Origin of the sequence: Ktedonospora formicarum, assembly GCF_016587355.1 — a bacterium.
GTDB lineage: Bacteria > Chloroflexota > Ktedonobacteria > Ktedonobacterales > Ktedonobacteraceae > Ktedonobacter > Ktedonobacter formicarum.
The window spans coordinates 1,509,971-1,536,605 of record NZ_BNJF01000001.1; the positions used below are offsets into that span (position 1 = coordinate 1,509,971).

Annotated in this window: 22 protein-coding genes; 9 read left to right on the top strand and 13 right to left on the bottom strand. The window is 50.7% G+C overall.

The genetic code is table 11. The features are described 5' to 3' along the window. Positions 1-8 precede the first annotated feature (8 nt). The 3 genes from K3T82_RS06545 to K3T82_RS06555 are packed head-to-tail and all read left to right on the top strand — an operon-like array spanning position 9 to position 2,883. On the top strand, positions 9-1,601 hold the full coding sequence (locus K3T82_RS06545; protein ID WP_220192677.1) for a hypothetical protein: 1,593 nt from the start codon (positions 9-11) through the stop codon (positions 1,599-1,601). After that, entirely contained in the window at positions 1,517-2,272 is a 756-nt protein-coding gene (locus K3T82_RS06550; protein WP_220192678.1) for a hypothetical protein, read from the top strand. Before K3T82_RS06545 ends, K3T82_RS06550 begins: the two co-directional genes overlap by 85 nt. Continuing rightward, complete coding sequence (locus K3T82_RS06555) at positions 2,269-2,883, top strand: hypothetical protein (protein ID WP_220192679.1); 615 nt, start codon at positions 2,269-2,271, stop codon at positions 2,881-2,883. Before K3T82_RS06550 ends, K3T82_RS06555 begins: the two co-directional genes overlap by 4 nt. Positions 2,884-2,999: 116 nt before the next feature. Here K3T82_RS06555 and K3T82_RS06560 read toward each other — a convergent pair whose 3' ends face one another. Next, positions 3,000-3,443 carry a discoidin domain-containing protein gene (locus K3T82_RS06560; protein ID WP_220192680.1) on the bottom strand — a complete coding sequence of 148 codons (444 nt, stop codon included), beginning with the start codon at positions 3,441-3,443 and terminating at the stop codon, positions 3,000-3,002. A 588-nt stretch (positions 3,444-4,031) separates the two neighbouring features. Here K3T82_RS06560 and K3T82_RS06565 point away from each other — a divergent pair. Genes K3T82_RS06565 through K3T82_RS06575 form a run of 3 tightly spaced genes read left to right on the top strand, consistent with a single transcriptional unit; the run spans position 4,032 to position 6,630 of the window. Next, positions 4,032-4,700, top strand: coding sequence for a hypothetical protein (locus K3T82_RS06565; RefSeq protein WP_220192681.1), 669 nt, complete (start codon positions 4,032-4,034; stop codon positions 4,698-4,700). After that, positions 4,685-5,971, top strand: a complete 1,287-nt coding sequence (locus K3T82_RS06570; RefSeq protein WP_220192682.1) for a sensor histidine kinase — start codon at positions 4,685-4,687, stop codon at positions 5,969-5,971. Before K3T82_RS06565 ends, K3T82_RS06570 begins: the two co-directional genes overlap by 16 nt. After that, positions 5,968-6,630: a response regulator transcription factor gene (locus K3T82_RS06575; protein ID WP_220192683.1), complete on the top strand. Its 663-nt coding sequence runs from the start codon at positions 5,968-5,970 to the stop codon at positions 6,628-6,630. The genes K3T82_RS06570 and K3T82_RS06575 overlap by 4 nt, the downstream gene beginning before the upstream one ends. A gap of 54 nt (positions 6,631-6,684) precedes the next feature. On the opposite strand, the gene K3T82_RS06580 is transcribed toward K3T82_RS06575, so the two are convergent. The 5 genes from K3T82_RS06580 to ade all read right to left on the bottom strand — a co-directional run bounded on the left by K3T82_RS06580 (position 6,685) and on the right by ade (position 15,816). Next, complete coding sequence (locus tag K3T82_RS06580) at positions 6,685-8,859, bottom strand: serine/threonine protein kinase (protein ID WP_220192684.1); 2,175 nt, start codon at positions 8,857-8,859, stop codon at positions 6,685-6,687. 535 nt (positions 8,860-9,394) lie between these two features. Then, positions 9,395-9,934: a DUF402 domain-containing protein gene (locus K3T82_RS06585; RefSeq protein WP_220192685.1), complete on the bottom strand. Its 540-nt coding sequence runs from the start codon at positions 9,932-9,934 to the stop codon at positions 9,395-9,397. 243 nt (positions 9,935-10,177) lie between these two features. Then, complete coding sequence (locus K3T82_RS06590; protein ID WP_220192686.1) at positions 10,178-13,105, bottom strand: molybdopterin-dependent oxidoreductase; 2,928 nt, start codon at positions 13,103-13,105, stop codon at positions 10,178-10,180. Beyond that, positions 13,105-14,079: an FAD binding domain-containing protein gene (locus K3T82_RS06595; RefSeq protein WP_220192687.1), complete on the bottom strand. Its 975-nt coding sequence runs from the start codon at positions 14,077-14,079 to the stop codon at positions 13,105-13,107. The genes K3T82_RS06590 and K3T82_RS06595 overlap by 1 nt, the downstream gene beginning before the upstream one ends. A 6-nt stretch (positions 14,080-14,085) precedes the next feature. After that, on the bottom strand, positions 14,086-15,816 hold the full coding sequence (gene ade, locus K3T82_RS06600; RefSeq protein WP_220192688.1) for an adenine deaminase: 1,731 nt from the start codon (positions 15,814-15,816) through the stop codon (positions 14,086-14,088). Positions 15,817-16,139: 323 nt separating this feature from the next. Here ade and K3T82_RS06605 point away from each other — a divergent pair, with 323 nt between their 5' ends. Next, positions 16,140-16,343 (top strand): hypothetical protein, encoded by a 204-nt coding sequence (locus K3T82_RS06605; RefSeq protein ID WP_220192689.1) that lies wholly within the window; start codon positions 16,140-16,142, stop codon positions 16,341-16,343. A 13-nt stretch (positions 16,344-16,356) separates the two neighbouring features. Beyond that, positions 16,357-17,310 carry a uroporphyrinogen decarboxylase family protein gene (locus K3T82_RS06610; protein ID WP_220192690.1) on the top strand — a complete coding sequence of 318 codons (954 nt, stop codon included), beginning with the start codon at positions 16,357-16,359 and terminating at the stop codon, positions 17,308-17,310. Between the two features lie 63 nt (positions 17,311-17,373). Here K3T82_RS06610 and K3T82_RS06615 read toward each other — a convergent pair whose 3' ends face one another. From K3T82_RS06615 to murJ, 3 genes are all read right to left on the bottom strand, one after another. After that, the gene (locus tag K3T82_RS06615; protein ID WP_220192691.1) at positions 17,374-18,804 is read right to left on the bottom strand and encodes a putrescine aminotransferase; all 1,431 of its coding nucleotides are present in this window, start codon (positions 18,802-18,804) and stop codon (positions 17,374-17,376) included. A 717-nt stretch (positions 18,805-19,521) separates the two neighbouring features. Next, on the bottom strand, positions 19,522-19,791 hold the full coding sequence (locus K3T82_RS06620) for a flagellar biosynthesis anti-sigma factor FlgM (RefSeq protein ID WP_220192692.1): 270 nt from the start codon (positions 19,789-19,791) through the stop codon (positions 19,522-19,524). A 368-nt stretch (positions 19,792-20,159) separates the two neighbouring features. Continuing rightward, positions 20,160-21,776, bottom strand: a complete 1,617-nt coding sequence (murJ, locus tag K3T82_RS06625) for a murein biosynthesis integral membrane protein MurJ (RefSeq protein WP_220192693.1) — start codon at positions 21,774-21,776, stop codon at positions 20,160-20,162. 403 nt (positions 21,777-22,179) lie between these two features. On the opposite strand from murJ, the gene K3T82_RS06630 reads away from it, so the two are divergent. Continuing rightward, entirely contained in the window at positions 22,180-23,325 is a 1,146-nt protein-coding gene (locus K3T82_RS06630) for a M23 family metallopeptidase (RefSeq protein WP_220192694.1), read from the top strand. A 146-nt stretch (positions 23,326-23,471) separates the two neighbouring features. Here the strand turns inward: K3T82_RS06630 and K3T82_RS06635 are convergent, their stop codons facing one another. From K3T82_RS06635 to K3T82_RS06650, 4 genes are all read right to left on the bottom strand, one after another. Beyond that, positions 23,472-23,669 carry a KGG domain-containing protein gene (locus K3T82_RS06635; RefSeq protein WP_220192695.1) on the bottom strand — a complete coding sequence of 66 codons (198 nt, stop codon included), beginning with the start codon at positions 23,667-23,669 and terminating at the stop codon, positions 23,472-23,474. 732 nt (positions 23,670-24,401) lie between these two features. Further along, positions 24,402-24,794, bottom strand: a complete 393-nt coding sequence (locus K3T82_RS06640) for a response regulator (protein WP_220192696.1) — start codon at positions 24,792-24,794, stop codon at positions 24,402-24,404. Positions 24,795-25,108: 314 nt separating this feature from the next. After that, on the bottom strand, positions 25,109-25,654 hold the full coding sequence (locus K3T82_RS06645; RefSeq protein WP_220192697.1) for a sensor histidine kinase: 546 nt from the start codon (positions 25,652-25,654) through the stop codon (positions 25,109-25,111). Further along, a complete protein-coding gene (locus K3T82_RS06650) occupies positions 25,645-26,499 on the bottom strand; it encodes a sensor histidine kinase (protein WP_220192698.1) in 855 nt (284 codons plus the stop codon). Before K3T82_RS06650 ends, K3T82_RS06645 begins: the two co-directional genes overlap by 10 nt. Positions 26,500-26,635: the final 136 nt, after the last annotated feature.

A 26,635-nucleotide genomic window follows, 5' to 3' on the forward strand; every position in this document is an offset into this window, starting at 1 on the left:
GGGAAACAATGACCCCAGAAGTTGACACCAGGCCTGCCAGAAGCTGTTCTGGAGAGATGCTTGATCGAGTTTCGCGATTGCATTTCAACAATCCGAAGGAGCGGGCAGATCATATCCAGGCGTTTTTGGCGTGGCTCCCACCGATGCTCAAAACCGCTCCTGGTATCGATTGGGAGCGCTTGCCAAGCAATGTCATGGGGTATCTCATTCGTGCTGCTGACCTGCCAGAAGTGGTCGCCATTACGCTTGCAATTGGCTGTGCTATGGATGGGGTGAAGCCAAAAACCTTGTATATGTATTGCATCCAGGTCACGAATCTCTTGCGGAGGTTGCGTAGGAGCTATGGAATGGCGACGCTTGCTGAGCTGACTGAGCGTCGTGTGTGGGATACATTTGTGGAGGGGAGATTGATCTCCAGTGGTGATCTCAATATGCTCAAACGGTATGAGACGTTGGCGTGTGTCTATCAGCGACCGTACTTTGAGACGCTCTCAGAACGACAGCAGGCGTTCTGGAAGCCCTATCTTTTGCCCCGGCTCCCTCGGGGATTTTGTGAAAAACAAGCGCAGCAGCAAGCGGTGATCGCCGCCACAGAGGCCCGGCGTAAGGAACAGTCGGACATCATTGTTCCTCTGTTTCCCTTACTCGTTGAACTCGTTCAATTGCGCAAACAGGCGGCAGAACGTCTGATCAAGGAATTTCGAAGGCTTTGTGTGCTCGCCACGCGAGGAGAGATCACGCTGCCCTATCAGTTTGACTATGTGGATCGGCAGTTTTCCGTCTCAGAGCAAGCCATGACGCTGGCGGATGTCCAACTCATTGAACAGCCCGTCACGCTGATCCTGACACTCTGGAATCGGACGGAGTGGGTCAAAAGCCATCCAGACCTGTACACCAAAGACGTTCAGAGGCGTGCAGAACGACAGGTCGAGGCATATGCGCCGGGGCGCAATGCCTACTTTCTGCAGTACGAAGGACCGTCGACCTATCTGCTGTGGTGCGGTGATCTCATTGAGAAGCAACTGCTTGGTCAATCTCACGGTCACGAGATGATTGGTACGCGTCGTTCTGGAGTCATATCACCTGCCCGCGCTATTACCCAGTGGTTTCTGTGGGCGAGGAGACTCTCTGGAGCCATCCTCTTTGATCCTGAACCTCTCTACAGAGGAACACTTTTTGCTGCGGCTCTGGCAACGCTGGCTCTGACCAACGGGAGCCGCGTTAGCGAACTCCTGCAGGTAAGTGCCTCCCGTTTTGAAACCATTGTCGTGGATGAGCTGAAGAACCAGCAGCCAACGGGCCGCAAAATGGGAGTGCTCGTCCAGAAGCTCTTGCCGAAAGGATACCAGCACGAAAGCGAGCGGCAGTTTTTTCTCATCAGTGATATGGCGGTACGCCACCTCAAGGAAATAGCGGAAATGCTTCAAGCGGCCCACGGTGGGCGCATTCCCAAGGTTTCTCCTGAGGCGTTTGGCAACAAAGCCGATGATTTGGTGGCGGAGCCATACTTGTTTCAATGGGCAGCCACCCCGATGGACGTCTGGGGCACTTCACTGCCCAGGATGTTGCTCAGCTGCTGCGTTTTCTGTTCCATGGGCTGACCCTGACCACACGGGCAGGTGAGCCTATCCGCATCGCTCCTCATCTCCTGCGACATGTCCTTGCCACGCATGCAAGAACGGCCCTGAATATTCCAGCAGAGGCGATTGCCTATCTGTTGCATCATCGGGTGAGGTGGGAAGGCTCATCAGCGGCGCTCACTATCCCCGAAGCGACTGCCTACTACAGTCGTTTACCAGTGGCACAATTACTGGCTCTCCTGTTAGAGATGCAATCGCCACTTTCACCAGAGCAAGGGCGTTCCTACCTCCAAGCTCCTTCTCCACAAACGTTAGAGCAGATGGACGAGGCGTTGCGCACACAATTCGAGCGCTGCGGCCTGATTGGACCCACCGTTCTCGGATTTTGCAGTGCTGGCACCTGTATTCGTCCTGATAATCGGGGAATCTGTGCCAATTGCCCGTATCTGGTCCCTCATTACAGTAACCTGCTCAAGGCCAAGACGTGGCGAAGACTCTACATCCTGCAAGCCAAACTTCATGACGATCAGGGCCATGCCATCGACGCAGAGCAGGCTCGCAAGGTGGTTCAGTCTCTTGATGACGCAATTCGGATCATGGAGATTCAGATGCGTACGCGCCAGGATGGCGGCTATTTGCCGTTTGCGGATACGCTACCGTCGATCCAGGACGAAGAAGGAGAAGCGCTATGACCGGTGCCCCAGGAGATCAGTATGAGCATTTGCGTGCCAATGCAGCAGCCCAAAAACAGATGACGGTTGATCGTCTCAGCAAGGCTATTTCTCAGCTAGAGACCGAGGGTCGCCCAGTCACTACCTTCACCATCAAAGAAGTGAGCGGTCTGGACTACATGACCTATTACCGCAATCGAGAAGCTTTCCAATTGTTTCAGGAGCACAGTACTCATTTGCGCAAGGAACGTGAACAGGCCCAGGCAAAGCAGAAGACTGCTCGCCGTGGTAGTTCGCGAAAAATGAGGAAGAGTCAGGCCGCTTTTCACGCGATCAAAGTAGCACCGCGCGACCCGCTGCTCGACTACAAGCGCCCGCGTCTGATCGAACTCTTGCATGAGGCTCGCGCTGAACGCGACGAAGCCAAACGACAACGACGCACGGAACGAGTTGAGTTCGAACAGCGTGCACAAGCAGAACTCGCCGATGTGGAAAGGCGCTATCACAAATTACTGCAAGAGCATATGAATTGCGGAGTAAAGATAGCCCGCCTGGAAGCAGAACTCGCAGAATTTAGGCAGTTTATGGAACGATACCGCTCTTCACTTCAACGAGAGGAACAGGGATCGTAGCTCTTTGAGATCAGCAAACGCGTGCTTTTTCTCCGACAGGCGAGTTTTGTGAGCAAGGATGTTTACAACAGAGAAGAGGTTCAGCACATTCCTGCTCAAAATAAAGATGGTGAACATCAACTAGAAGAAACCGTTGTATATGCCTGCAGTTCAAAGAGAGAATAGCCATACGGAGTCCCACGCTTTATCCCTTGCATACGGATATAGCGTCCGTTCCCAGAAACCGTTAGCTTCTCAGCATTACCGGCTCCATTTGATGTTGAATAGATGGTTTGCCAGGTTTTCGCATCATTGGAGATTTGAAGCTGATACGCCTTGCCATAGGCGGCTTCCCAATCCAGACTAATACCACAAACTGATAGAGCCTTTCCCAGATCAACCTGTATCCATTGCGCGTCGCTGAATGCGCTCGACCAGCGTGTATTCGCCTTGCCATCCACGGCATTGCTCGCAGACAGAGTATCGTTCTCCAATGAAGAAACTGTTGTAGGCCGATGAAGAGCAACATTTGTTGTGCCACAAGTTGCCGCGTTCGCGCTCGTGAAAGTTTTAAAAGACATAAGTCCACCCAAAGCGACACAGATAAGCAGCAGCAATGCCACAACTTGCCTGGGCCAGGGGAATCGAGATAGCCTATACCTGCGTCCTTTCAGGACCGGCCGCTCTGAATTCATAGCATATCCTCATTTTCAAGGCAAATAAAGGATTGAAATTTTTCTATACGCGTGTCAGGATGATCACTATTAGGAATGAGAGGCTATTTCCTCTCAGCTAGTGAAAAGCGCAATTGTTATCAAAATAATAACCTGAGCACGTAAATAATATACATAAACAGCAAATAAGTACTAGAATATCATGATAGCAATAGACAATTACATGTTCATTTTTGTCTACATAAGTCATACATATGTTTATAGAAGGTTAAAAACAACTGAGGAGCATAAACTTACCAGGTTCAGCGCTCTTCGTCCTCATGAGACGATATATCCTAAACTTGATGTAAGAGATACATCCTGCCAGCAGAGGAAGCTATCGAACAACTTGTACATGACTGCGGAAATTATCAATAAGTATTGACAGTATGCCTATAAGCACGCGATACTACAAAAATAGATAAGCTTCTATTCATATTTAAAGGCTAATGAGATATGAACTTTCGTCCCGCATGGCTAACACGGTTCTACGCGCGCCTGACGGCTGATAGAACTGGAGAGAATCTGCGCGCGACTCCAAGCTACTTCTTTCTGATATGGCGCTGGAGCATGTGGCTCTATGCACTCGTCTTGATTGTTGGCTCAAAGCCTCCTTATACAACTCAACCAGCATATGGGGTAAGCGCAATCTTGCTCTTTGTGACATTAATCCAGACACTGGTAGTTACGCTCTATGCTCCAGTAATCCACCACCTCTTTCCACGTTTACGCCTGCCCTTCGCGCGACCAGTTAATGAAACAAAAACGGGAGAGAGTGAGGAGCCTGTTCCGGCGGTACTGACACGTTTACGAAATCCCTATAACACTATCGCGCTCTATGCCTTTGATGTGCTTATCTGTGGGCTCGTTACTTATTTGAGTGGACCTTTTGCCATGCACCCCTACTTTGGCACCTCTTCCCCTTTCTATCGCTATGGCATCTCCACAGCCTTCGCTGCAACTCTAGCCTATCGCTATCGGGGTGGTCTGGCAGCGGCGCTGGGATATGATCTCTTCATTGTTCTGGGCATCCGCTTTCCACCGGCCTACGCTGATACATCGGCACCCCCAATGTCATTGATATCGCTGGCTCTCTCGTTGATACGCCAGTGGCAGCCATCGTAGCTGCCTTTATCGTCACATTGTTGGATCGTTACATTTTGAGCCTCCAGAATGAGCAGGCCAATGTGCAACGCCAGAAGGCTCAGTTAGACCTGGGCGATGTGATCATTCACGCAGCCTACGAACGGGATCGCCTGCTGACTGAGAGTGCCGCGCAGCTACGCCAGGGCGGGCGTTTTGAGCGCCTTGCACTGGCAGTAATCGCGCGCCCGTCACAGGAGGAGATGGAGCTGACCACAGATCATGCCCGACATCCGCTTAAAATCTATACCTCTCCACCCACGGAGGAACAGCAGGCACCACCACTCAATCAACCGCTCTTCGAGCATGTACGCCAGGTGGGGCAAAAGTTAAGCACTATTGAATCGCCTCACCCTGGCAAATATCCACCACGCTTTCCCCACCAACTATATCTTCCCTTCGCTAAACAGGGGCAGGTACGCATGATTCTGGGTGCCGAGAGCTACCAACCTATTGATGATCAACAAGAAGACTTTCTGACTATCGCCGGAACACAACTGCTCACAGCCCTGGAAAATATCTCCCTGACTGAACAGACTATTTCGTTGACGGCTCAGGCAGAGCGAAATCGCATCGCGCGCGAGATCCACGATGGTGTAGCGCAACTGATCTATATTCTCAAGATCAGTACCGAAACCTGTGTCGCCTATACTCAACGCCTGATCGAAGCCTCCGAGGAAGATGCAGAGATGCTCAGACCACTAGAGGATCGCCTCAAAAAGTTGATTCTGCTCTCCAAACAAGCCCTCTGGGAGACTCGCAGTTATATGTTTTCGCTGAAGCCTCTTAATCAAGAGCATCTGACTCTGCATCAGATGCTCGAAAGTCAGCTTCGTGAGTTCCAAACAATTAGTGAGTTAAGCACCAATCTGCATATGGAGGGGATAGAGATCAACATCGACGGCGATGGTGAGCGCGCACGCCATCTTGAGCGCGTTCATGCCACGATCTTTCGCATTGTACAGGAATCGCTCACCAATGCCTACAAACATGCGGAGGCAACTCACATCGATGTTACGCTCCGTCGGCAAGAACAAAGCATAACGGTAGAGATATGCGATAATGGCAAGGGGCTACCAGAGCCAGATCCACGCCTGGGCGCTTCCGATCAGCGCCTATATTCTGGACACGGCTTACAGGGCATGAAAGATCGTCTCGCTGAGTTAGAAGGCACACTAGATCTTCTGCCAAATGGGCAACATGGCCTTACGATACGGGCATGGCTTCCCCTAAACAAAGGAGCACAAGGATGAGTAAGATACGCTTGATGCTTGTCGATGATCATGAGGTAGTGCGCCTGGGTATGCGCGCGGCCTTCGAATTAGAGCCAGATATCCTTATTGTAGGTGAGGCCAGCAATGGAGCGGAGGCGGTCGCTAAGGTTGGCGTGCTGGCTCCCCAGGTCATTTTGATGGATGTACGCATGGAGAAGATGAGCGGCATCGAGGCATGTCGTGAGATCAAAAGCCTCACACCCCAGGTCAATATCTTGATGATTACCTCCTATACAGACGACCGCGCAGCGCTAGCTTCAGCGCTGGCTGGTGCCAGCGGCTATCTCCTCAAGAATGTAAGCCGAGCAGAACTGCTCAAGGCTATTCGTCTAGTTGCTACAGGTGTCTCACTGCTTGATACATCCAGAAAACAGCAGGCCATTCGCCTGGCTACTACAGGACTCTCAAGCCGTCCTGGGGAGGATCTCACTGAGCGCGAGCGCGAGGTCCTGGCCCTGGTGACACGCGGCAATACCAACAAGCAGATCGCGGAACAACTCTCCCTGAGTGAAAAGACAGCCCGTAACCATGTCAGTCATATTCTAGAGAAACTAGGTCTCTCCAGACGGAGCGAGGCTGCGGCTTATGCCGTTGAACATAACTTGATCCCTCCACGCCAGAATCAAGAGCATAACTAACTAGAATAAAGAACGGCGGCGTGATCTCGCTCACACCGCCGTTCTTTATTCTAGTTAGTTATAGACGCGCAGGTTGGAGTATATGACCTCCGCATCAGACTTCTGGGCACTCGCCAGAAAAGCGATACCACCAGCCTCCTTATGGTCAGCATCACTCAGGCTAACCAGGAAGACATTGTTGACATAGAATGAAAGCGAGTCACCGTGCGCGACAAGCTGGAGTGTGTTCTTATCTCCAGCCTTAAAGCCAGAGGGAATGTCATCCTCCTTGAGTGTCTTGGAACTAAAGGAGAAATTACCCGATGAAGCAACCTTGTAATGCCCATTAGCATCAACTTCAAAGAGATAGCCAGAATAGGCGTTTAGCGCTTGCTTTCCGACCCGGAAGTAGATACCACCACCATCCCCGGACTTGATGAGCATATCAACAGTCATCGTCGCATCGTTGAAAAGTTTCTGCTCCTCCGCGCACCCCTTATTAGTACCTAATAGGCCCTTACTCGCCGAGATATGATAGCCATCTGTAGAGATAGTGCAGTTCGTATTCGTCTCCCATTTGGCATCGCTTTCAGCGCTCGTTAATGAGTCCTGGTAGATAGGGTTCGTTGAGGTAAGCTTACGAATAACCTCAGCAGTTGATTTCACCTGAGCATTCTGCTGTGCTTCAGCCGTTGCGGTCAGGCTGACTGAGGGATTTTGGTCGCTAGTTGAAGTGGGCGAACCGCCATTTGTTCCGGTGCCTGTATTGCCATTGTTCAACACCATGAAGAGCGCACCACCAATGACAAGTAAAGCTAGCAAGGCAATTCCGGCTGTAATCCAGCCACGCGAGGAGGAGGAAGAAGCAGGAGGGGGTGTCGGCGTCGCCGTTGCGGGGCGATGTTGTGGAGATGGCGTAGAGGAGGATCGTTGCTGCGCACCATAGCCCTGTGGTTCCTGCTCCCGGTATGGTCGTTGAGGAGATTGCTGCCCATAACCAGGCTGATTGCTCTGCTGGCTATGACCTGGCTGACCATATCCCTGTTGATGATTACCTTGCTGACTATAACCCGATTGTCCATATCCTTGCTGACCATACCCGTGTTGCGAAGTTCGCGGTCCTTGCTCTCGCGTTGGCGTTCCCGTATAAGGGCTATACTGTTGGGAGCCTGACGGCCCATGCTGATAGGAATGCTGCCCCCCCTGGGAATCGCCCGGTCTCTGCCCGGCAGGTGGTGAAGGAAGCACCAGAGGCTGCTCGGCCCGCTCAGTACGCAGTGAGTGGAGAGAAGGCGCATTGGGAGAGGAGGTATTGGCATGTTCAGTTCGCAACGAATCAAGAGAGTTCGAGGGGAACTCCGTACGCACAGTCCTATCCGAGTGCAGGGTAGCGCCACGCTCCTGCGGGCGAGCCTGTGGCTGGATATTAATAGACTGAGCGAAAGCCTCCGCCATCTCACTTGCGCTGGCATAACGTAGCTCAGGACGCTTTTGGAGCGACTTGAGAATGACCTTTTCCGCCGCGACTGGCAGGTTCGTCACAAACTTGCGCGGCGACGGTGGCTGTTTATTGATATGCATCGAAACGACCGCGATCTGATTCTCCGCTTCAAAGGGAACACGACCCGTAACCATCTCGAAGAGCAGCACACCCAACCCATAGAGATCGCTGCGTGCGTCAGCTTTCTTATCTTCCTCAAAGAGTTCTGGAGCCATGTAATCGACCGTACCCATCAGAAAGCCTGTTGAGGTCAATTGGGTCGCATCGCTTGTGCTACGCGCAATCCCAAAGTCGGCGAGATAGCAGCGCCCCTCTTTGTCTAATAGCACATTGGAAGACTTGATATCGCGATGGATAATCCCACTTGAGTGAATGTAGTCAAGCGCCGAACTGATATCATGCAGCACCTTGCTTGCCTCTTCAGGCTTCAAAGGAGCACGGTGTAGGCGCGTCCGAAGAGTACCTCCATCCATATAGGGCATGACCAGATAATAGCAATCATAGCCCTCGATGGTGAGGCTCCCAGCATCAAAAATAGGGATCAAATATGGGTGTCTTAGCTGTGCCATGACACGGGCTTCGCGCTCAAAACGTCGCCGCATCTCATCATCGTCACGCTTAAATACTTTGACCGCGACAGTACGCTGGAAGCGGGTATCGTATCCCTCGTATACGTCCGCCATACCGCCTTTACCGATGACTTGCCGCAACTCATAGCGGTCAAGGGTCCTTCCTTCCAGGTCAGCCATAATATTTCTCCAAATAGCGTAAATTCAGCAAATAAGTTCGTAGTCTGCTGCGCTCACAAAGCAATTCAGTTTACGCATCATTATAACGTATGAATCGCCAATGGTGCGCGCTCCTGGCTATTTCACCCTATGGACACGCGCACGCTAGCTACGCTTCAGAACCCAGATACCCATGTTCCTAACGAGACTCAATTGTAAGCATCTGTGTTCAGATGAGAGTGTAGTATGCTCGCTAGCATAGCATATATTACTGGCTTTCGCTGTCGCGCAAATCACATTATTATAAGCATTTACATGCGCTTATAAAAAACACAAAAGAGGTGCACACAAGCACATGTTCACATGTACGTGCGCACACCTCCACTCAGGTTGAAATGAGGCAGCCGCAGCCCTGCGCACTGCTGTAGAAGTTTGCGATGATCTTACGCGAAAACGACACGGCTGGCACGCGCCCACTCAAGTTTTCGGATAAGATGGTAAAATAAGGCAATACGGAATGCTATCGAATCGAAAAGGAAGACTTCCTCAACGCGCCCTAGAGCGCAGACAATAACTGTTCTAAGTGCTCCTCTCCTTGCCAGAGTATAGGTAAAGCATCTTCTTCCAGCGCGAGCATCAGATGATCAGCCTCGCGCCAGGCAATCTCATAGAATACTGAGGTCACATCCCCTTTCTGAAGCGCCTGATCCAGGTCGGCAACACCCAGCAAATGGATGTCACCCTGCGGGGAGACGTCAATTGTTAAGTACAGGTCCTCGTAGCAGAGCAAACCCTCAGCATCTAGATAATGACGTGCCACAATAGCAATGGACCAACGCGTCAGTTCACGTTGCACATTGTACACGGAAGTCACGATATGGCGTGCGCCCGTCGGGAAGTGCTGCAACCAAAGGTAGCCATCGTCGGCAATGCACACTTCCTTATCTGGTATCGTTACCATCAACGGCTCACGCATTCGCTCCAATAAGAGCAGGCTCACATAGCCAGAGAAAGCGCGCGTATCAGTGCGCATCATGGCGAAACGCCTCTTCGTTAAGGGCCACCAATCTCGACGATCTGCTCGCCACGTTTTCATTATATGTACCTTCTTCTAACACTCTTTGCGAATATACCACAGTAATTACTACCAGTTTATTACTATTATGCCTTGGCATCTATGACATAGCTGTTTAGAATCTACGAAATATTTGAGCATAGAGAAGTACCCATAAATGGGTTCTGAAGAACTATAGGATGGCTTCCTGGCATAATTCATCTACGCAGGCCCTCTCGGTTCGCGGAGGAGAAGTTTGGCAAACCGAGAGGTCGGATAAGAGATTTATGAGCGAACTGGCTGCTGAGACTGAGCATGAGCGTGAAGAGCACGCAACATACGTTCCGGTGTAAGCGGCAATTGTGGTGGGCGTACTCCGGTCGCAGATGCAACCGCGTTCGCGATGGCAGGGGCCACCGCGCCTAGAGCAACATCGGAAATCGCCTTGGCTCCAAAGGGGCCAGCGGGTTCAGTCGTCTCCACCTGGTAAACCTGAGCAGGAGGCATATCGACCGCATTATAAACATGGTAGTTGTCGAAATGCTTTGTCTGAGGTCGCCCTTTCTGATCATAGAAGATCTCTTCAGAGAGCGCGGTACCAAGCCCCTGCACAACCTCTCCCTGAATACGTGTTTCAGAGAGCATCGGGTTCAACATCCGTCCAACATCAACAGCAGTAATGATACGCGATATCTGAATCGCGCCCGTTTCGGTATCGACCTCCACCTCTGCGCCGATAGCTGCGAATGTCAGAGGAGACTGCGCCACTCGCCAGGATGCATTTGTCATCAATTGGCGATTTTCAACATAGAGAGCGTATGCCGCCACCTGAGCCACCGTAAAGGTCTGGTTGACATTGGGAACAGAGATGATGCCCTCGCTTAACTTTAGCGACTCTGGCAACGCATTGAGCATGCGACCAGCAATAGCCAGGATCTGGCGACGCATCTGCTCAGCGGCCTTGCGTGCCGCACCTCCCGCCAGATAGAAAGTAGAGGTCGCGTTCTCACCCAAGGCGGCGGGAGTCAGCGCGGTATCGTCCATATACACAACGATGCTCTCAGGCATCACACCAAGCGTTTCGGCGACAATCTGCGCCAGCAAGGTATATTCATTATCCTCATGATTGCCCGCTCCCACAAAGACATCTAATGAGCCATCTTCGTTTAGCTTCATGATAGCTCCGCTTGTTGAAGACTGGGCCAGAGGATTCCCTTGCATGGAGAGAGCCACGCCTACTCCGCGCCGCATACGTCCATTATTGACAACACCTCGTTTGATGTGCCAGCCCAGTTTCTCTTCCACCACGCGCAGACACTCTGCCAATCCACTACTCTCAACCAGCAACGATCCAACATCCCGTCCTGCCGCTGCCGCCTTCGCCAGAGACAATTCGTCACCAGTTCTGATCCAATTGCGGCGGCGGAGTTCAAGCGCATCCAGACGCACACGTTTCGCCACCTCATCTAGATGGCTCTCCAGAGCAAATATTTCCTGAGGCGAGCTATAACCCCGGAAAGACCCGGATGGCGCGGTATTGGTATAGAGCACCTCAGCAACATAGCGCATATGAGGACTAGGATACAGAGAAAGAGCTTGAGGCACAGCCCCCTCCGCTGCCGTCAATGGATGAGTAGCATACGCTCCGGTACCAGTCAGGAGCGCCATCTGATTCGCGACAATCCGCCCATCTTGTGTGACACCAGTCTTCAGGCGGATGATGTAAGCAGGGCGCACGCGACTGCTAGTGAACGCACCTGCATGTGCGTATGCCAGCGTGACGGGGCGCCCAGTCACCTGAGTCGCCAGCGCGCAGAGATCTTCTAGTATTATCTCCTGCTTAATGCCAAATCCACCACCTATTTCAGACCGGATGACGCGCACCTTGCGCAACGGCAGGTCGAGCAAACGAGCCAGAGTACGTCGGACATGATGTGGTGCCTGGGTATTGCTTCGAACGACCAGCACCCCATCCTCATCAAGATAGGTCGTCACGTGATGGGGTTCCAGGGGAGCAGGCTGCGTTACAGGTAAAATATACTCCCCCTCAACGATGATGTCGGACTCAGAAAAGCCCTGATCAACATCACCAACTTCGGTACGCACACGCATAGCGACATTGCGCGATGCATCAAAGATGCCACGCGATTCCGATTCAGGATGCAAACGAGGCGCGTTGGGATCGAGTGCCTGGCGAGGGTCTAGAATGTGAGGTCGCACTTCATACTCGACCTGGATCAACTTCAGGGCCTCTTCCGCAATCTCAGCCGATTCCGCTACAACCAGCGCTACACGATCCCCAACATAGCGTACATTATAGTCAAGCATATATTGATCATAAGGGCCACTTTCCAGCAATCCACGCTCAACGCTGGAGTACGGCACACGCGGCACATCTTTATACGTCAATACAGCGTGTACACCGGGCAGTGCCCTTGCCTCTGCAACATCAATATCGCGAATGACTGCATGGGCATGAGGGCTAGCCAGAATACTCCCATAGAGCATACCCCTCTGCTCATAATCAGCTACAAAGGCGGGAGACCCGGTAACATATTTGACCGCATTCCTATTGGGAAGCGATTTCCCTACGACAGTAAATGTCGCATCCGCATTGGCGCTCATGCTGCTTGTAATCACGGGCAAGCGATCAGTGATACCACTGGAAGTCAATTCACGATCCATCCCCAAAGCCGCCAGAGGATTCTGCTCGCTCTGATGGATCACCTCTGGCTCCACCAACTTAGATTGTTCACCTCGCATAAGCGCGGCTGCGCGCTCCACCGCCTGAATGGGTTTCTCATATCCGCCACAGCGGCAGAGGTTACCGGAGAGGGCCTCACGTATCTCGGCTTCATCAGGGTGATTATTGCGTTGTAAAAGCGCATGGGCAGAGAGTAGCATACCCGAAGCACAGAAGCCACATGGAGCTGCACCCACGTCCACAAAGGCTTGCTGAAGAGTACTCAAGCCCTTCTGAGCGGGTAACCCTTCAGCAGTCATTACTGTGCAACCGCCAGCCTGTGCCGCCAGCATAACACAACTCGGACGCGCGATTCCATCCACCAGCACGGTACAGGCTCCACAATCGCCCGTCTCGCAGCCTTGTCTGGTTCCGCAATACCCCTCACGGCGTAGCAGAGAGAGTAGCGTCTCGGTTGCGTCAACATTCACGCTTGTAATGACGCCATTGATATGCAGTTCTAATTCCATCAAAAATCTCTCCCCGTACCTGACGCAACTGAACTACGCCAGTGAGCAACATTCATTGCCTCTTCAAGCACCTGACATGCCAGTCTCACGCCGCTGACTCGACGATAGCCGCCACTTACACGCGCATCGGATGGTGGACGAAATAAGGGCATACCGTTGCGCACAAGAGCCTGTAAGTGAGAGACATTCAAAGGGGCGTTCGCAGGCTGCCCCTCTAGCTGTTGCTCTATAGCTGAAATACGGACTGGCTCCATATTGACGCCACCAAAAGCAAGGCGCACACGTTTATAGCGACCAGCCTCAATCTCCACCAGTGCGGTCGCGTTCAAGAGGGCAACATCGGTAGGAGAACGGCTAATACGCGCGAATGAGGTGCCACACGCTGAGGCAGGCTTTGGAAGCATTACCTCGGAAATCAACTCATTGGGACGACGCTCAAGCTCATAGTTCGCACTGGCAATACGTCGTTCATGTCGACCTTTAAACACAACGCCCGAGAGGGCCAGACCAGGTCGTTCATTAGAACCGCCGCTAAGATTCACCTGTGTACGCGAGCCTGAACGCACAACAATCTCAGCGTCCAGAGCCACCAACACAGTCAGTAGGTCTGCCTGTGAGGCCATACCAGTCGCAATGGTGCCACCAAGAGTCGCACAATTGCGAATCAGGCGCGAGGAAGAGGAAGCCTGGGCAGCCTGCGAGAGCACATCAATGCCAATACCCTTGAGTTGCGGTGAGTCTACAAGGGTTTGGAGAGTGGTCATCGCACCCAGGTGCAAATATTGGGTGTCACTCGTAACATATGCCAATTGTAAGTCGCGTAGATCCACTACCGCCTGGATACTCTCGTCCTTTAGGCTCAATAAATATGTCCCCCCGGCCAACGGAACCGTTTTGATATCCATCCGACCGAGTAGCAGGAGAGCATCTTCGATATGCTCAACCCAGTGATACTCAACAAGCTTCAATAGCATGGAACATTACCTTCGTTGAAGTGGAAGCAACGTAAACGTTTCAACGTCAACCAGTCCTTGATCCGTCAGTTTGAGCGCAGGAATGACCGAAAGTGAGAGGAAGCTTAATGTCATACAAGGGTGTTCCAATGTACAACCAAGTTCCATCGCGACGGCATCCAGCGCTTGCAACTGTGCCAGGAGAGCAGGCGCAGGCTCAAGCGAAACCAAACCACCTAATGGCAGAGGAACACGTGCGCGCACGACGCCATCCACAACACAGGCAAAACCTCCACCCATCTCCTCTAATGCATGTGCCGCACTGAGAATATCTGAATCATTAGTTCCTACGATAACCAGATTATGCGCATCGTGAGCAACGCTGGAAGCAAGCGCGCCCCGCTTCAGACCCAGGCCTTTGACAAGACCAAGGCCAACACGACCGCTGGCATGATGTCTCTCCACCACAGCCAGTTTTAGCAAATCACGCCCTGGGTCAGCAACTATAAACCCATTCGCAAGTGGAGCCTCCTCGCGCAAATGCAATGTCGTAATCTGATGGGGTTGGATACCAATGACCTCGACAGATCCTGGCTCACCGGCTATCCGCAGATCATCCAGGGAGAGCGAACTAATATGGATTGTATTCGCACTCTCCCGACGCTTAGCAGAGACGATGGGTGCTAACAACGCACCATCGCGTGCAACCAGCCCACCTTCCCTATAGACCGATTCTACCTGAAATGTGCGTATATCGTCCAGCACGACCATATCAGCAACAAACCCTGGGGCAAGCGCCCCACGATCATACAAACGAAAATATTGGGCAGTATTATATGATGCTAACCTAATGGCCTCCACTGGATCAAGACCCAGCTCAATTGCCCGGCGCACCATCGAATCAATATGACCACGTGAGATCAAGTCCTGCGGGTCCCGATCATCAGTCACAAAGAAGACACGCGGCGGATGGAGCTCTTGCACCAGAGGCAAAAGAGCCTCAAGGTTACGCGCGGCGGATCCCTCACGAATCATCAGCCACATTCCCAGGCGCACACGCTCACGGGCCTCCTCAACCGTCGTGCATTCGTGGTCGGACATCACTCCAGCAGCGGCATACGCGTTCAAGTCCTTCCCACGCAGGCCTGGGGCGTGCCCATCCACAACTCCACCATGCGCCAACGTTGCTTGGATCTTAGCCAGCACTTGTTCATCCTGAGCAAGAACTCCAGGCATATTCATCATCTCCGCCAGGCCAAGCACACGTTTATCAGCCAGCAGTGGCACCAGATCTTCGGCTCGCAAGACACGGTACGGGCTTTCGAATGCGGAGGCCGGAACACACGACGAGAGTAGCACATAGCTTGATAAAGGCAGGTTCCGTCCCTCATCCAGCACATAACGTATACCCTCCATGCCCAACACATTCGCGAACTCGTGCGGATCAAGCATCACCGTTAGCACACCACGAGGTACAACCAGACGCGCAAATTCTGAAAGCAAAAGCATGGTGCTCTCAATATGCATATGACCATCTATCAGCCCTGGTGCGAGCCAGCGACCCTCCAGGTCACGCTCCTCACGACCTCGATAGCCTGAATTAGGCACATCAATACCCGCGATATAGCCATCAACCACAGCTACATCGGATAGGTAACACTCACCGCTGCATACATTTACCAGTTGGGCATTGCGCAATACCAGATCAGCCGGTTGCTCTCCCCGGGCCACTTGCACACGCCGCCGCAATTTCTCCATACCACACCTCATCGACAGCAATTATAAGCCACTTATTAAAAACTCAATAGCAGATTTTAGCACGATTTTAGCACATGTATGGGACATTCTTATAATTTGTGATCCTGGATAACCATTATGGGTAGCTATTTGACCGCATCGCGACAACGATACGAGCTTAGACGAAAGCTTTTTCACCGTCTGCCAACGGATTAGCCGTCTCTATCGTGTAACTAATACAGAGTGCACAAAGTTTTGCATGAAGGCTTCGCGTATCCATAGTGTATGGCTCTGGGGTACATATAGAAAGAGCACAGGCAGCATCTATTATGAAGAATAACTCGATGGCATCATTGGTTAAGCTCGTTGCACTCATTGGCGGTGCCACAGTTGGCGCCTTGATCGCCAACTGGCTTGATGAGCAAATCATGGAGCGCTCGCGCAAGCGTTCAGAATATGATCGTTCACGCTACGAACAAGGACTTGGACCAATCACAACCACCCGCTCTGGAGAAAAAATATCTTCTGAAGAGGTACCACACGAATAGGGAAGGAGCAGCTATGCAGACCATGACACCCGGCGCGCGTGTACGCGCGGCAATCCAGGGGCAAGAGGTTGACCGTGTTCCATTTTGCTTCTGGCATCACTTTCAGCCTGAAGGATCAGGCCAACGCCTGGCTGAGCTCACGAAAGCATTCTTCGTTGACACATTCAAATTAGATATCGCCAAAATCATGCCCGACCTCCCCTATCCAGCACCAGACACCGCACCCATCACCATTGACCAGTTTCGCCTCCTACCACGCCTGGACCTCAACACACCAGCCTTCCGCGAACAGATCACCTGCGTCCGTACATTACGCTCCATGCTAGGAAGCGAATATCCCATTCTACTCACTTTGTTCAGCCCTTTGACCTATGCCATGAACTTTCTAGGGAAAGAGCAGGCCCTTGATGCCGTCAAGAAACGGGCTGAGATTCTTGGGGAAGGGTTAGGCACACTCGCAGCCAATTTAAACAAGCTGATGGAAGCCGCTATCGATGCGGGAGCCAGTGGCATCTTCTTCTCTTGCATGGGCGCAACAACCGCCGACCTAACACTCGATGACTACGCCAATGTAGGTTATCCGTACGATATACAGGCATTACGCGGGGCGAGTGGAGGCTGGCTAAATACAGTACATGTACATGCCGACCCAGGCCAGAGTTCGGATCAGGTGTATCTTGAGTTTTTTAACCGCTATCCGGTCTCCGTCCTAAGTTGGAGTGACCGCCTGACTGGTCCCAATCTTGAAGAGGCCCGAACCATAACGGATAAGTGCTTGATGGGTGGACTGTTAGAGCGCGGGCCACTCACCCACGGCGGAGAGACAGAACTCAAGAATGAGATGCTCTCCGCCATCACACAAACCAAAGGCCGAAAATTCATTCTCGCCAATGGCTGTTCAATCCCTAATGATACTCCCACAAACTGGTTATATACCGCTCGTCACCTCATCGATAACTTGACTTGAGCAATGCTTAACGCCACTCCTTGCGCCGCTGGAAATCAAGGCGTAAGGAGTGGCATTGTTACCCTACACTGCGGTACTCCAGGGATGAAGCGTCATTGCAGAAAGTGGTAGTGATTGCTCAACACCAACTGATGGTAGCGAGAGGCTGGTACGCAATGAGCACAGCGTATCCTCAAGACGATTGAGAATGGCATCAATCTCAGCATAACTTATGATAAGCGGTGGCTCTACCCGAATAACACGCGAATTGTTCAGCGTACCAGAGATCAACACACCACGCTTAAAAAGGCCCGCCGCTACGGCATAGCCAGTCTCATCGTCTACGAAATGTTGCCCCAGAAGCAAGCCCTTGCCGCTGATGCCACAATAGACATCACGATAGCGCTCAGACAGAGCCTCAAGATGCTGCCTAAAGTATAAGCCCTTCTCTCGCGCCTGCTCCACAATATTCTCTTCCAGGGTCACGTTAATTGCGGCAATAGCAGCGGCACAAGCTAGAGGATTTCCGCCTGTGGTCGAGGTATGAATAAATGGGTTCTCATTGAACACCTGCCAGATCTTGGGCGTAGCCATAAAGGCACCAATAGGCATCACACCGCCTCCAAGAGCCTTGGCGGAAGTCATAATATCTGGAATGACTTGCCAATGCTCAACGCCCCATAGCTTGCCCGTACGCCCCATACCAGTCTGCACCTCGTCAGCAATGAGCAAGACCTCATATTCATCACAGATACGACGCAGGGCCGGCCAAAAATCATCAGGAGGCACAATCGCACCCGCTTCCCCCTGGATTGGCTCCATGACAACAGCGGCAATATCATTTCCCACCTCGCGCGCGATTCGTAGTTGCTGCTCGACAGCCTCCGCATCGCCATAAGGTACATGATAGATATTTGGATGGAGCGGAAGAGCAGGGCGTCTGAATGCGGCCTTGCCCGTCAGAGAGAGAGAACCAGCAGTTTTCCCATGAAAACCTCCCACGGAGGCAATGAAGCCACTCTTCCCTGTATATAGCTTGGCAAGCTTCATAGCACCCTCAACCGCTTCGGTTCCACTACTCACAAAGAAGCTATACTGAATATTTCCGGGAGTAATCTCAGCCAGCAAGTGCGCTAGCATACCACGCAGTGGATCGAGGAGTTCTTGAGTGGGCAATGGGCTCTTAGCTAGTTGGGCCTGCACAGCCGATACAACTCTGGGATGAGCCCACCCCAGATTGAAGATGCCAAACCCACCCAGGCAGTCAATAAACTCGCGCCCTAGAGCATCTCTAAAGGTAGCTCCTCGCCCAGTCCATTCTACAGCCGCAGCATCTTCGGCTTCAGAGACAGACTTTCGATACTCCATAAAGCCACTGTTATAGTAGTGCGCGAAATTAGCAACCGTTGTATCAATCAACCAGCGAGCCTCGTTTGCATCGAGTTGTGTCTTCGACACCATCTCAAGATAGTATTTTGACGTCTCTAATGCTTTTCGTAAATTACCATCACTCATAATAATCCTTTCGGTGAACGCGACCAGAGAAACCATCTCACACCGAGCCGCGTATCGGGAGCACAACCGAACACTTTCTCTAGAAAGTTTTAACCAGGTTGCTTGTGCAGATGGAGAAAACCAGAGATTGAGCAATGCTCAAAACCTGATTGAATCAGTGCTTACGAATTACCAGCGCCACCATAAACAATTTCATGGATAACACTGGAAGCTTGCTTACAAACAGAATAATGCCTGAAACGCGCAGATAGCGTGTATATTTAATACATAGCAAAATTCAGGGAACGTGCTTGATAGGCAGATGGCTTTGGATAGCATGACAACTAACACAGTGAAGAATGAGGAAGGTATGAGGAGGTCAAGGGTAACAGGTGGAGAGATGAAACCCTCGGAAGACATCGAACTTAGAAATGTAACGGCCTCTTCGTTTACCAGAAAAATCTGTTTTACGCATCATAACACCGCTTTATGACTAAATCTATAGCAGTATTTAACATACTGACCTATCCTCAGTATAGACCAACTACAGAAAGAAGGCAAGCTATCCTCGCGCGGCAGAGCTTTGCGACTCTCGACATTAACCTCATGCCGCATTGTTGGCGCTCAAGGGGAATATTCTCAAGTAGAGAGATAAAAAAGAAGGGTATCTGCTTTATATACAGATACCCTTCTCACCAGTCACCACGTTGCTCAATCCCCATGGGTCAGAAAAGGAGTTTATGCCTCTTCAGGTGTACCTTCTACCATAACCATTTCCTTCATGTATAGAAACTTCCAGTCTAGGGACGAGTGTAATAATCCGCTCACTATAGCGCGGCTATTAAGCTTATATGTTCCCGCATCCACCTGCGATTTGATCTGCTCCACTCGCGCTAGTCGGGCCTTTTCATCGCGCTGCACCTGTATGCGCACCTGGAGCGCGGCAATGCTTTCCGTTCTCTGTTGGATCGAACGCCGATTTCCCTGTATCGGTTGAGATATTGCCATTCTTGATGCTTGAGCAGTTGTATCTGTATATGCGGCACGTGCTTTCATATATCTCGCGAAGCAGCGAACCTCATCATTATCCTTGCATGCTCTACAAACAAAGGCGTTACGATTGAGAGGTAAGCCGCACACTCCTTTCTCTCTATTTGGGGTTTATTCCCTTGCCATCCCAGAGGCCATCAGGGGCAAACGACAATTTGGTCTATCCGTTAATCTTTACGGCTTCAGAGCCCAACCTCCGCTCACAATGCCAACAATCATTCATGCATGCCCCTGATCCTATAATAGCAGTACAGAAAAGCACACGCATTGCCACCAGAGAAATCTGGGATGAGATGATAGAATGAAAGCCCTTGTAAAAGTCAAACTCATCCTTTCTTGGCACGCGCTCCGACTAGGTGAAGGCGATAACGAAGTAAACGCTGCATACCTCGGTCTTGACGAACCTTTCTATGCAAATTCCCGAAGAGTAGAGCACTCAATAAGAGCGCCTCTAGCAAGGCCGACAGGGCATATGCCAGGGGTATCGAGAGAATGATGTAAGGCCGTGGCAAAAGCCACAGGAACATTACAATACCTCCCACACGACAGAGCAGAGCTACAACATTGGTAATCAATGGCGTAGTCGCGTCCTTCAAAGCCAAAAAACCACGCGTCATCAGGTCACCCGCCGTCACTCCGGGTATCGCAAAGACATAGCCTAACAACGCCAGATATGTTAGCTCAGTTGAGTGTGTGTCAAAAGCCCCATGCTGAAAAATCAGGCGAATTAGCCACTGACCACCTAGCGCCAGCATGAGTGCCGCTGGAACAGTCAACAGAATTGAAGCCCCCATTACTCTCAGCGCCATTTGCCTCATACGCACGAAACGACCTGCTGCCGCATGTACGGTCAAATGGGGCAGGAGTGCCTGCCCAATAGCCTGTGAGAGTAACGAATAGGGCAACAACTGAAGCATGTCGGCATTATGCAATGCTGCCAGACTGCCAGCATCAGGCAGATACGACACAAAATATGTCTCAATAATTAGTGCAATATACACTACAGCGAGCGAAAGCGAATTCGGCCCCAGCAAACGTAACACCTCAAGCAGACCTGGATGCCTCAGGTTCCAGATAAACGAATAGCGAACTCCCTGCTTGAGCAGCGGTACGACCTGTACTACCACCTGTAAGAGCGAGGCGATAAGCACACCAATGGTTGGTCCATATATTCCCACCTCTGGCACCAGGCGCGTGCAAATCAGGCCCGCAATCAGGCCCAGATTATAAATCGCAATCGCGAAGGCTGGCAGTAGGAACTGCCGCTTGCTATTCAGCACACCTGTCACGATGGTGCCCAGACAGAGAATCAAGGGCTGAAAGAGCATAATACGCGTTAGCGTGATAGTCAACTCTTTCTCTGCCTCAGTATAGCCAGGGACAAGGAGCGAACGTGTAAAGGCCGGAACAAAGAACTCGCCTACCACTACCACAACAGTCAGCACAAGCAGCATCACATTAAATATCAGACTTGAGAGCTTCCAGGCTTCTTCCTGTCCTTGTCGCTTCTCGTAGGCAAGAAATACAGGAATAAAGGCATGGCTTAACGCTCCCCCCGCAATGAGATTAAAGAGTGCATCTGGAAGACGAATCGCAGCATAGAATGCGTTCGCCTCCGGCCCTATCCCAAAGAAGGCATTGAAAATGCTTTGCCGCAGTACTCCTAGCCCCTTAGAGGCCAGGATGCCTAGAATCAATAAAACAGAAGCCTCAACAATACTAAAGCGCCGCGAGGAAAGTCCACCATTCAGGCGGAAATTGCTTAAATTGAAGCGAAAGGTGCGGCCACCCCAGGCGCGCCTGAAGCGCGAGGGCTTTTCCTGGAGAGGGTGAGGCGTATCCGCGACACTGGTGAGGCCCACGTTTCCAGAAGCATCCAAAGCACTCCTCATCTCCTCATCCTGCCAATTCTTAATACTTGTTTCAGGAATTTCTTGTGACATGCACGCGCCATCCCCTCCTCATAATGCAATACAAATATAAATGCACATAAAAATATACTAGAACAGTATACTCATAGGCTTCATATTTCTCAAAATGAACTCAGCAGAAAGTACTGCTTTATTTCTTTTGTTTTCTATATGCATCTATGCACCTACTCCAATATTAGTGCATTTACAACTTAAAATCGTATGTATAGACATTGTTCGGCCTTTTCATTACAAAAACGTCATCATCCCGAGGTATTTTCATATGGCTATCTTCATTCTCAGGGTATAGCAATATAGCAGAGGTAGCCTATTTCAGCTATATGGGCACTCAGAACCTGGAAAGGCCCAGTTTTATCAGTTACATTTAAGGGAAATCGAAAAAATGCGGCGGTCAGGCCATCAACGAGGACTGAATATGTTTTCATCAGATGAAAAGGCGGCACACTCAAAGCAGAGTACCTATGCGCCAACCAACGTTCCCCCCATACCCATGCCTGCTCCCTGGCAACCGGCCCAGGCAGTCCCTCCTTCTTCCATGACAACGCCAGCCCAGGAGTGGTCACAGCCTGGTTCCAGAACACCAATAGCCGGTCAGTCATTTCATCAGGGGAACAAGACATACGCATGGCAGCCTCAATCGCCCAACGTTGGCTTCACTGGACCACTCACACATTCGAATGAAGAGCACCCGAGATCGATGTCACTCGGTTACCCCACGCCCCAGTCTCCAGCAATGAGCCCCCGGGTTACCACTAATCCCCTTCCAGGCAGTCGCCCAACACGCAAGCTCACCAGACCATTAACCTACATTCCCGCCCCAACACCAAACGCGAGACAAACCCGCAAACTAGAGCACAAAATCACGCCACAAGTCCGCTCACGTCTCTCCATCATTTCAACGGTTGGAGTGGTAGTGGTAATACTCCTAACCATCTTTATCAGTACCCCACTAGGTGGATCAAATACGCCTCTCTTTCAAGGTGTTGGCAACTTCATACTGACCAATATGCAAGGGGCCTCATCAATCTCACAACATATTGCGACTCCAACCCCAACGCCAGCCCTGACCACCTTAGAAGGCTCCTGTAATGCACCTTACATGGGCTTATGGGGTATCTGCGCGACCGCAGTTACGGATAGCGGTGTCATGGGCACTGGAGAGATGATACGACCGATGAAGAGCGAGAGGATAACGCAGCCCTTTGGCTCACCCGAATATCAAACCTGGTGCGGATGTGTTAAACCACATACAGGCATTGACCTGGCTGCGACAGACGGCTATGGCACTGCGGTCCAGGCAGCCGATGATGGGCAGGTCATCTGGGTAGGCTGGGACTGGTCGGGATTAGGTAATGCCATCAAAATCAATCACGGGCGCTATATCGCCACCGTGTACGGACATCTAGCAAGCTTTATCGTGAATGTAGGGCAAAATGTAAAGAAGGGCGATATTATCGCGTACGAAGGCAGTACAGGAGCCTCTTCTGGCCCACATGTGCATTTCATGGTTGTAGACAACAACAGCTTTAAGGATCCAACAAAATATCTTACTCTACCCTAAAGGGCCCTGAAACTCTAGTAATTCACAAACAAAAGAGAGGTCGGAAAAAAGCCATCGACCTCTCTTTTTGGTGTTTAAAACTTCTCGTGGGAAAGTGTTAAAGCAAAGATGCAGGCATACGTATGCCTGTACATCAGTACCGTAGGCTACGCCTGAACGTTGTATTTTGAGCGACGACGGCTGATTGAGCCGCCCTTGCGTCCAGCGGCCTGAGCCTCTTCGCTGGTCCATTTGTGGGCCGTACCAAGAGCGTGAGCTGCTTTTCCGCCTTTGCTGGCGATCTCACGTTTCTTTTCGGGGCTCATAGAAGCAAAACCGCGACCACGACCTTTTTGTGACTGCATTGATTTTCTCCTCTTCAGTTTCTAGTGACTACTCGTCGTCAATGCTTGCGAATCACACTAGAGAGCTGAAACAGACAACCTCTCCAACTCTCGCAATGAAGATAAGCTCTCCGTTGACCCTATCGCTTATTAGAGCCAAACTGTTGTATACCTCATACTAGTAAACACGACGCATGCAGCAATTTGGATACAGCAGAGATAACTATAAAGAAACTATCTCTTACTGGTCAGTACCTTACTCACCTTGCGAAAACCAGGGTATGTCAGTGCTAACCACACCAGGATATCGCTCCCTCCAGGGTTGGCTTCCGTCTAAGACCTCATTAGGCTACACGGTATATACCAATCACTCCTAGAAGAACTACGATCTCCAAGCCATTCCCCTCTGCTCCTCGCTCAGTACGCGCTTTTCGTGTTTACGAGAGCTACCTTCTCCGTCACAGCATATTCCATCTACAACACATAGACGAAAACTGATTGCTGTGTCCGTTAACAGTTAAAGCATAACAGCATCCACAAAGAGGGGACAACCCCTTTTCGTAAATTTTCAGCAGACTCTAATGTATGCTCAGCAATTTTTAAGGAAAAGAAGAGATTTAGCGCTTGCTGTAGTTAGATTGAAGAAGTAAAACGCGCAAAAACTCAGCAAAGCTTGATCCTGGTTGAGATTTTAGAGGCTAAGAAAAAGCAATTATGAAGGCAGGCTCTAAGAGTAACTAGGACATTTGGGCACTATGAGGATGCCAAGGGACCAGTAACACGCTTGATTAGAGAAATAATCTCATCAACAGAAAAGGGTTTTTCCAAAAGCGATACTTGCAAATCTCTTAATGACTCAATATCTGTAAAAGTCGCAGCTGTCGTTAAGATAATGGGAAGTTCAGCCAGGTATGGTACACTACGCACACACTTTATGACCTCAATACCTGACATTGTACCGTTGAGGCGCCAATCAACTATCAATAAATCGATGGAGGTAGTTTTAGATGTTGGTGCCTCTATACGCAAGGCATCCAGGCACGCTTCAGCATCGGGATACGCGATGACTTCATAATCCTCATCTTGCAGCACGAGCATTACCATTTCCTGAATGGCAACATCGTCTTCAAGTAGACCTACTCGCATATTTTTTCCCTTCGAAAGCATCTAATACGAGGAATATATACGCACACTATAACAAACTGTGCTGTATTTAGCAAGAGCCAATCGAGCGTTGTCAGAACTCGTCCATTTCCCAACTAGCGCCCTCTTCATGGGTAAGCTTTTGTGCCTACGGCGCGGAAAAATTGATGAGTATGGGTGAACATCGTTCTAATGTTCACCCGTATCCAAAAAGCTATTATCCACCCCAAGACAATCCACTGGAGTAGGTATAAAATTGCGTCAGGATGGTACACTACATACAATGGATGCACAGAGCATAGAAAGCTGGCCCTCTACTATCCTGGTAGACTCCACGCTTGATGGTTAACGTTAGAGACCGATAATGGATATGATTGCGTCTCTAACAACGTAGACACCCTATCTTCAGCAATGTGCTTTTGCACTATAGGAAGCGCCAGTGTAATACTTGTGCCACGCCCTTCATCGCTCTGAAGTAGGAGTATCCCTCCCATGCGTTCAACCAGAAGCAAAACGAGATACAACCCCAGCCCACTCCCAGGCACACGGATCTGCATATCATGCTCCAGGCGAGTGAAGGGACGGAAAAGCGTTTGCTGCAAATGGGGAGGAATGCCTACACCATGATCGTGAACAGTAATATAAAGGTAAGAGTCACCTGGAGGCTCGCCCAAACTGGTAGTCGGGTCAATCTGAAGCGCTCGCTCTGGTCTGATGACAGAATAGGACTGCTCCAAATAGGGAGCCTGGTCTGTAACCAGGAGCTCAATTAGCCCACCATGTGGAGAATACTTTACGGCATTATCAAGTAAATTGGCAAGCGCCTGACGTAGACGCACCGGGTCCGCCCAGACTAGAGGCATATCACGCGCGATCTCCAGGCAAAGTCGATAATCCCCAGGGCCAGCTGCTCTAAACGGCTCTGCTCTTGCTTTACCATGTCTCTGCACAAACGTACAACATCAACCGGACGCGAGCATACCCGCAAATAGCCTCTGCTCATACGAACGACATCCTGCACATCATCGACCAATTCCTCCAACTGAAGCGTCTTTTCTTGTACCATATGCAAATATGCCTGCCAGTCAAACTCGGTATGCACCTTAGGCTCTTCACTACCATATGTCAAAAATAATTCTGTATATCCCTTGAGAGCGGTCATCGGACGACGTAATTCATGGCATAAGAGGGAGAGAAATTCTTGCTGTGCATAAAAATCTGCTCTGGCCTTTTCTTTTTGGTAAATAAGCAGATCCACCTCACAGAGTCGTATTACACCTTCAAGCACCTGGTGCATAATCCTGGGAAGCATCTGCTCCAGCAAACACATTTCACCATAATAGAATGCATCTGGCTGCATATCCATACACACTAACGAGCCCAGCATCCCTCCAGGCTCCCCTAATGGAACAACAGCGACGCTCCCTACGATGCTCTGTCCTGGCAATCTCGCCGCATTCCCAATCCATGGTCTTCCTGTTTGGATCGCCATATCACGCAACGCATAAACTGTGTTACGACTCGCGTTATCCCAATCCTCGGGCTTTCCATAGTCAGAAACCAGTCCTTTCCGCTTGTTGATACAGGCTAGGAGAGGATGAGCGAACTGGGGTTCAGGGCATACAAGCTCTAAATAAACAACATCACAATATAACAACGCTCGGACCTGTGTGATTATCTGTTCAAATATAGCATCAACAGAAGACATACAATCTCCCTACCACATAAATAGCTTGTATTTAGTCTAGTATAGGTATAATACCAACAAACAGCCAGCACCTGCTAAATATCATAGATACTCCAAATTAAATCGCCGAGTATGTCTTGACCAGCAGATAACACCG

What these genes read in the sequence shown, in the direction of transcription:
- murJ (WP_220192693.1), bottom strand. Translation starts at nt 21,776, where the DNA reads ATGTCACAAGAAATTCCTGAAACAAGTATTAAGAATTGGCAGGATGAG.
- K3T82_RS06610 (WP_220192690.1), top strand. Translation starts at nt 16,357, where the DNA reads ATGCAGACCATGACACCCGGCGCGCGTGTACGCGCGGCAATCCAGGGG.
- K3T82_RS06650 (WP_220192698.1), bottom strand. Translation starts at nt 26,499, where the DNA reads ATGTCTTCTGTTGATGCTATATTTGAACAGATAATCACACAGGTCCGA.
- K3T82_RS06605 (WP_220192689.1), top strand. Translation starts at nt 16,140, where the DNA reads ATGGCATCATTGGTTAAGCTCGTTGCACTCATTGGCGGTGCCACAGTT.
- K3T82_RS06630 (WP_220192694.1), top strand. Translation starts at nt 22,180, where the DNA reads ATGTTTTCATCAGATGAAAAGGCGGCACACTCAAAGCAGAGTACCTAT.
- K3T82_RS06640 (WP_220192696.1), bottom strand. Translation starts at nt 24,794, where the DNA reads ATGCGAGTAGGTCTACTTGAAGACGATGTTGCCATTCAGGAAATGGTA.
- K3T82_RS06555 (WP_220192679.1), top strand. Translation starts at nt 2,269, where the DNA reads ATGACCGGTGCCCCAGGAGATCAGTATGAGCATTTGCGTGCCAATGCA.
- K3T82_RS06560 (WP_220192680.1), bottom strand. Translation starts at nt 3,443, where the DNA reads ATGTCTTTTAAAACTTTCACGAGCGCGAACGCGGCAACTTGTGGCACA.
- K3T82_RS06550 (WP_220192678.1), top strand. Translation starts at nt 1,517, where the DNA reads ATGGGCAGCCACCCCGATGGACGTCTGGGGCACTTCACTGCCCAGGAT.
- K3T82_RS06565 (WP_220192681.1), top strand. Translation starts at nt 4,032, where the DNA reads ATGAACTTTCGTCCCGCATGGCTAACACGGTTCTACGCGCGCCTGACG.
- K3T82_RS06615 (WP_220192691.1), bottom strand. Translation starts at nt 18,804, where the DNA reads ATGAGTGATGGTAATTTACGAAAAGCATTAGAGACGTCAAAATACTAT.
- K3T82_RS06645 (WP_220192697.1), bottom strand. Translation starts at nt 25,654, where the DNA reads ATGCCTCTAGTCTGGGCGGACCCGGTGCGTCTACGTCAGGCGCTTGCC.
- K3T82_RS06595 (WP_220192687.1), bottom strand. Translation starts at nt 14,079, where the DNA reads ATGCTATTGAAGCTTGTTGAGTATCACTGGGTTGAGCATATCGAAGAT.
- K3T82_RS06620 (WP_220192692.1), bottom strand. Translation starts at nt 19,791, where the DNA reads ATGGCAATATCTCAACCGATACAGGGAAATCGGCGTTCGATCCAACAG.
- K3T82_RS06585 (WP_220192685.1), bottom strand. Translation starts at nt 9,934, where the DNA reads ATGAAAACGTGGCGAGCAGATCGTCGAGATTGGTGGCCCTTAACGAAG.
- K3T82_RS06590 (WP_220192686.1), bottom strand. Translation starts at nt 13,105, where the DNA reads ATGGAATTAGAACTGCATATCAATGGCGTCATTACAAGCGTGAATGTT.
- K3T82_RS06635 (WP_220192695.1), bottom strand. Translation starts at nt 23,669, where the DNA reads ATGCAGTCACAAAAAGGTCGTGGTCGCGGTTTTGCTTCTATGAGCCCC.
- K3T82_RS06580 (WP_220192684.1), bottom strand. Translation starts at nt 8,859, where the DNA reads ATGGCTGACCTGGAAGGAAGGACCCTTGACCGCTATGAGTTGCGGCAA.
- ade (WP_220192688.1), bottom strand. Translation starts at nt 15,816, where the DNA reads ATGGAGAAATTGCGGCGGCGTGTGCAAGTGGCCCGGGGAGAGCAACCG.
- K3T82_RS06545 (WP_220192677.1), top strand. Translation starts at nt 9, where the DNA reads ATGACCCCAGAAGTTGACACCAGGCCTGCCAGAAGCTGTTCTGGAGAG.
- K3T82_RS06575 (WP_220192683.1), top strand. Translation starts at nt 5,968, where the DNA reads ATGAGTAAGATACGCTTGATGCTTGTCGATGATCATGAGGTAGTGCGC.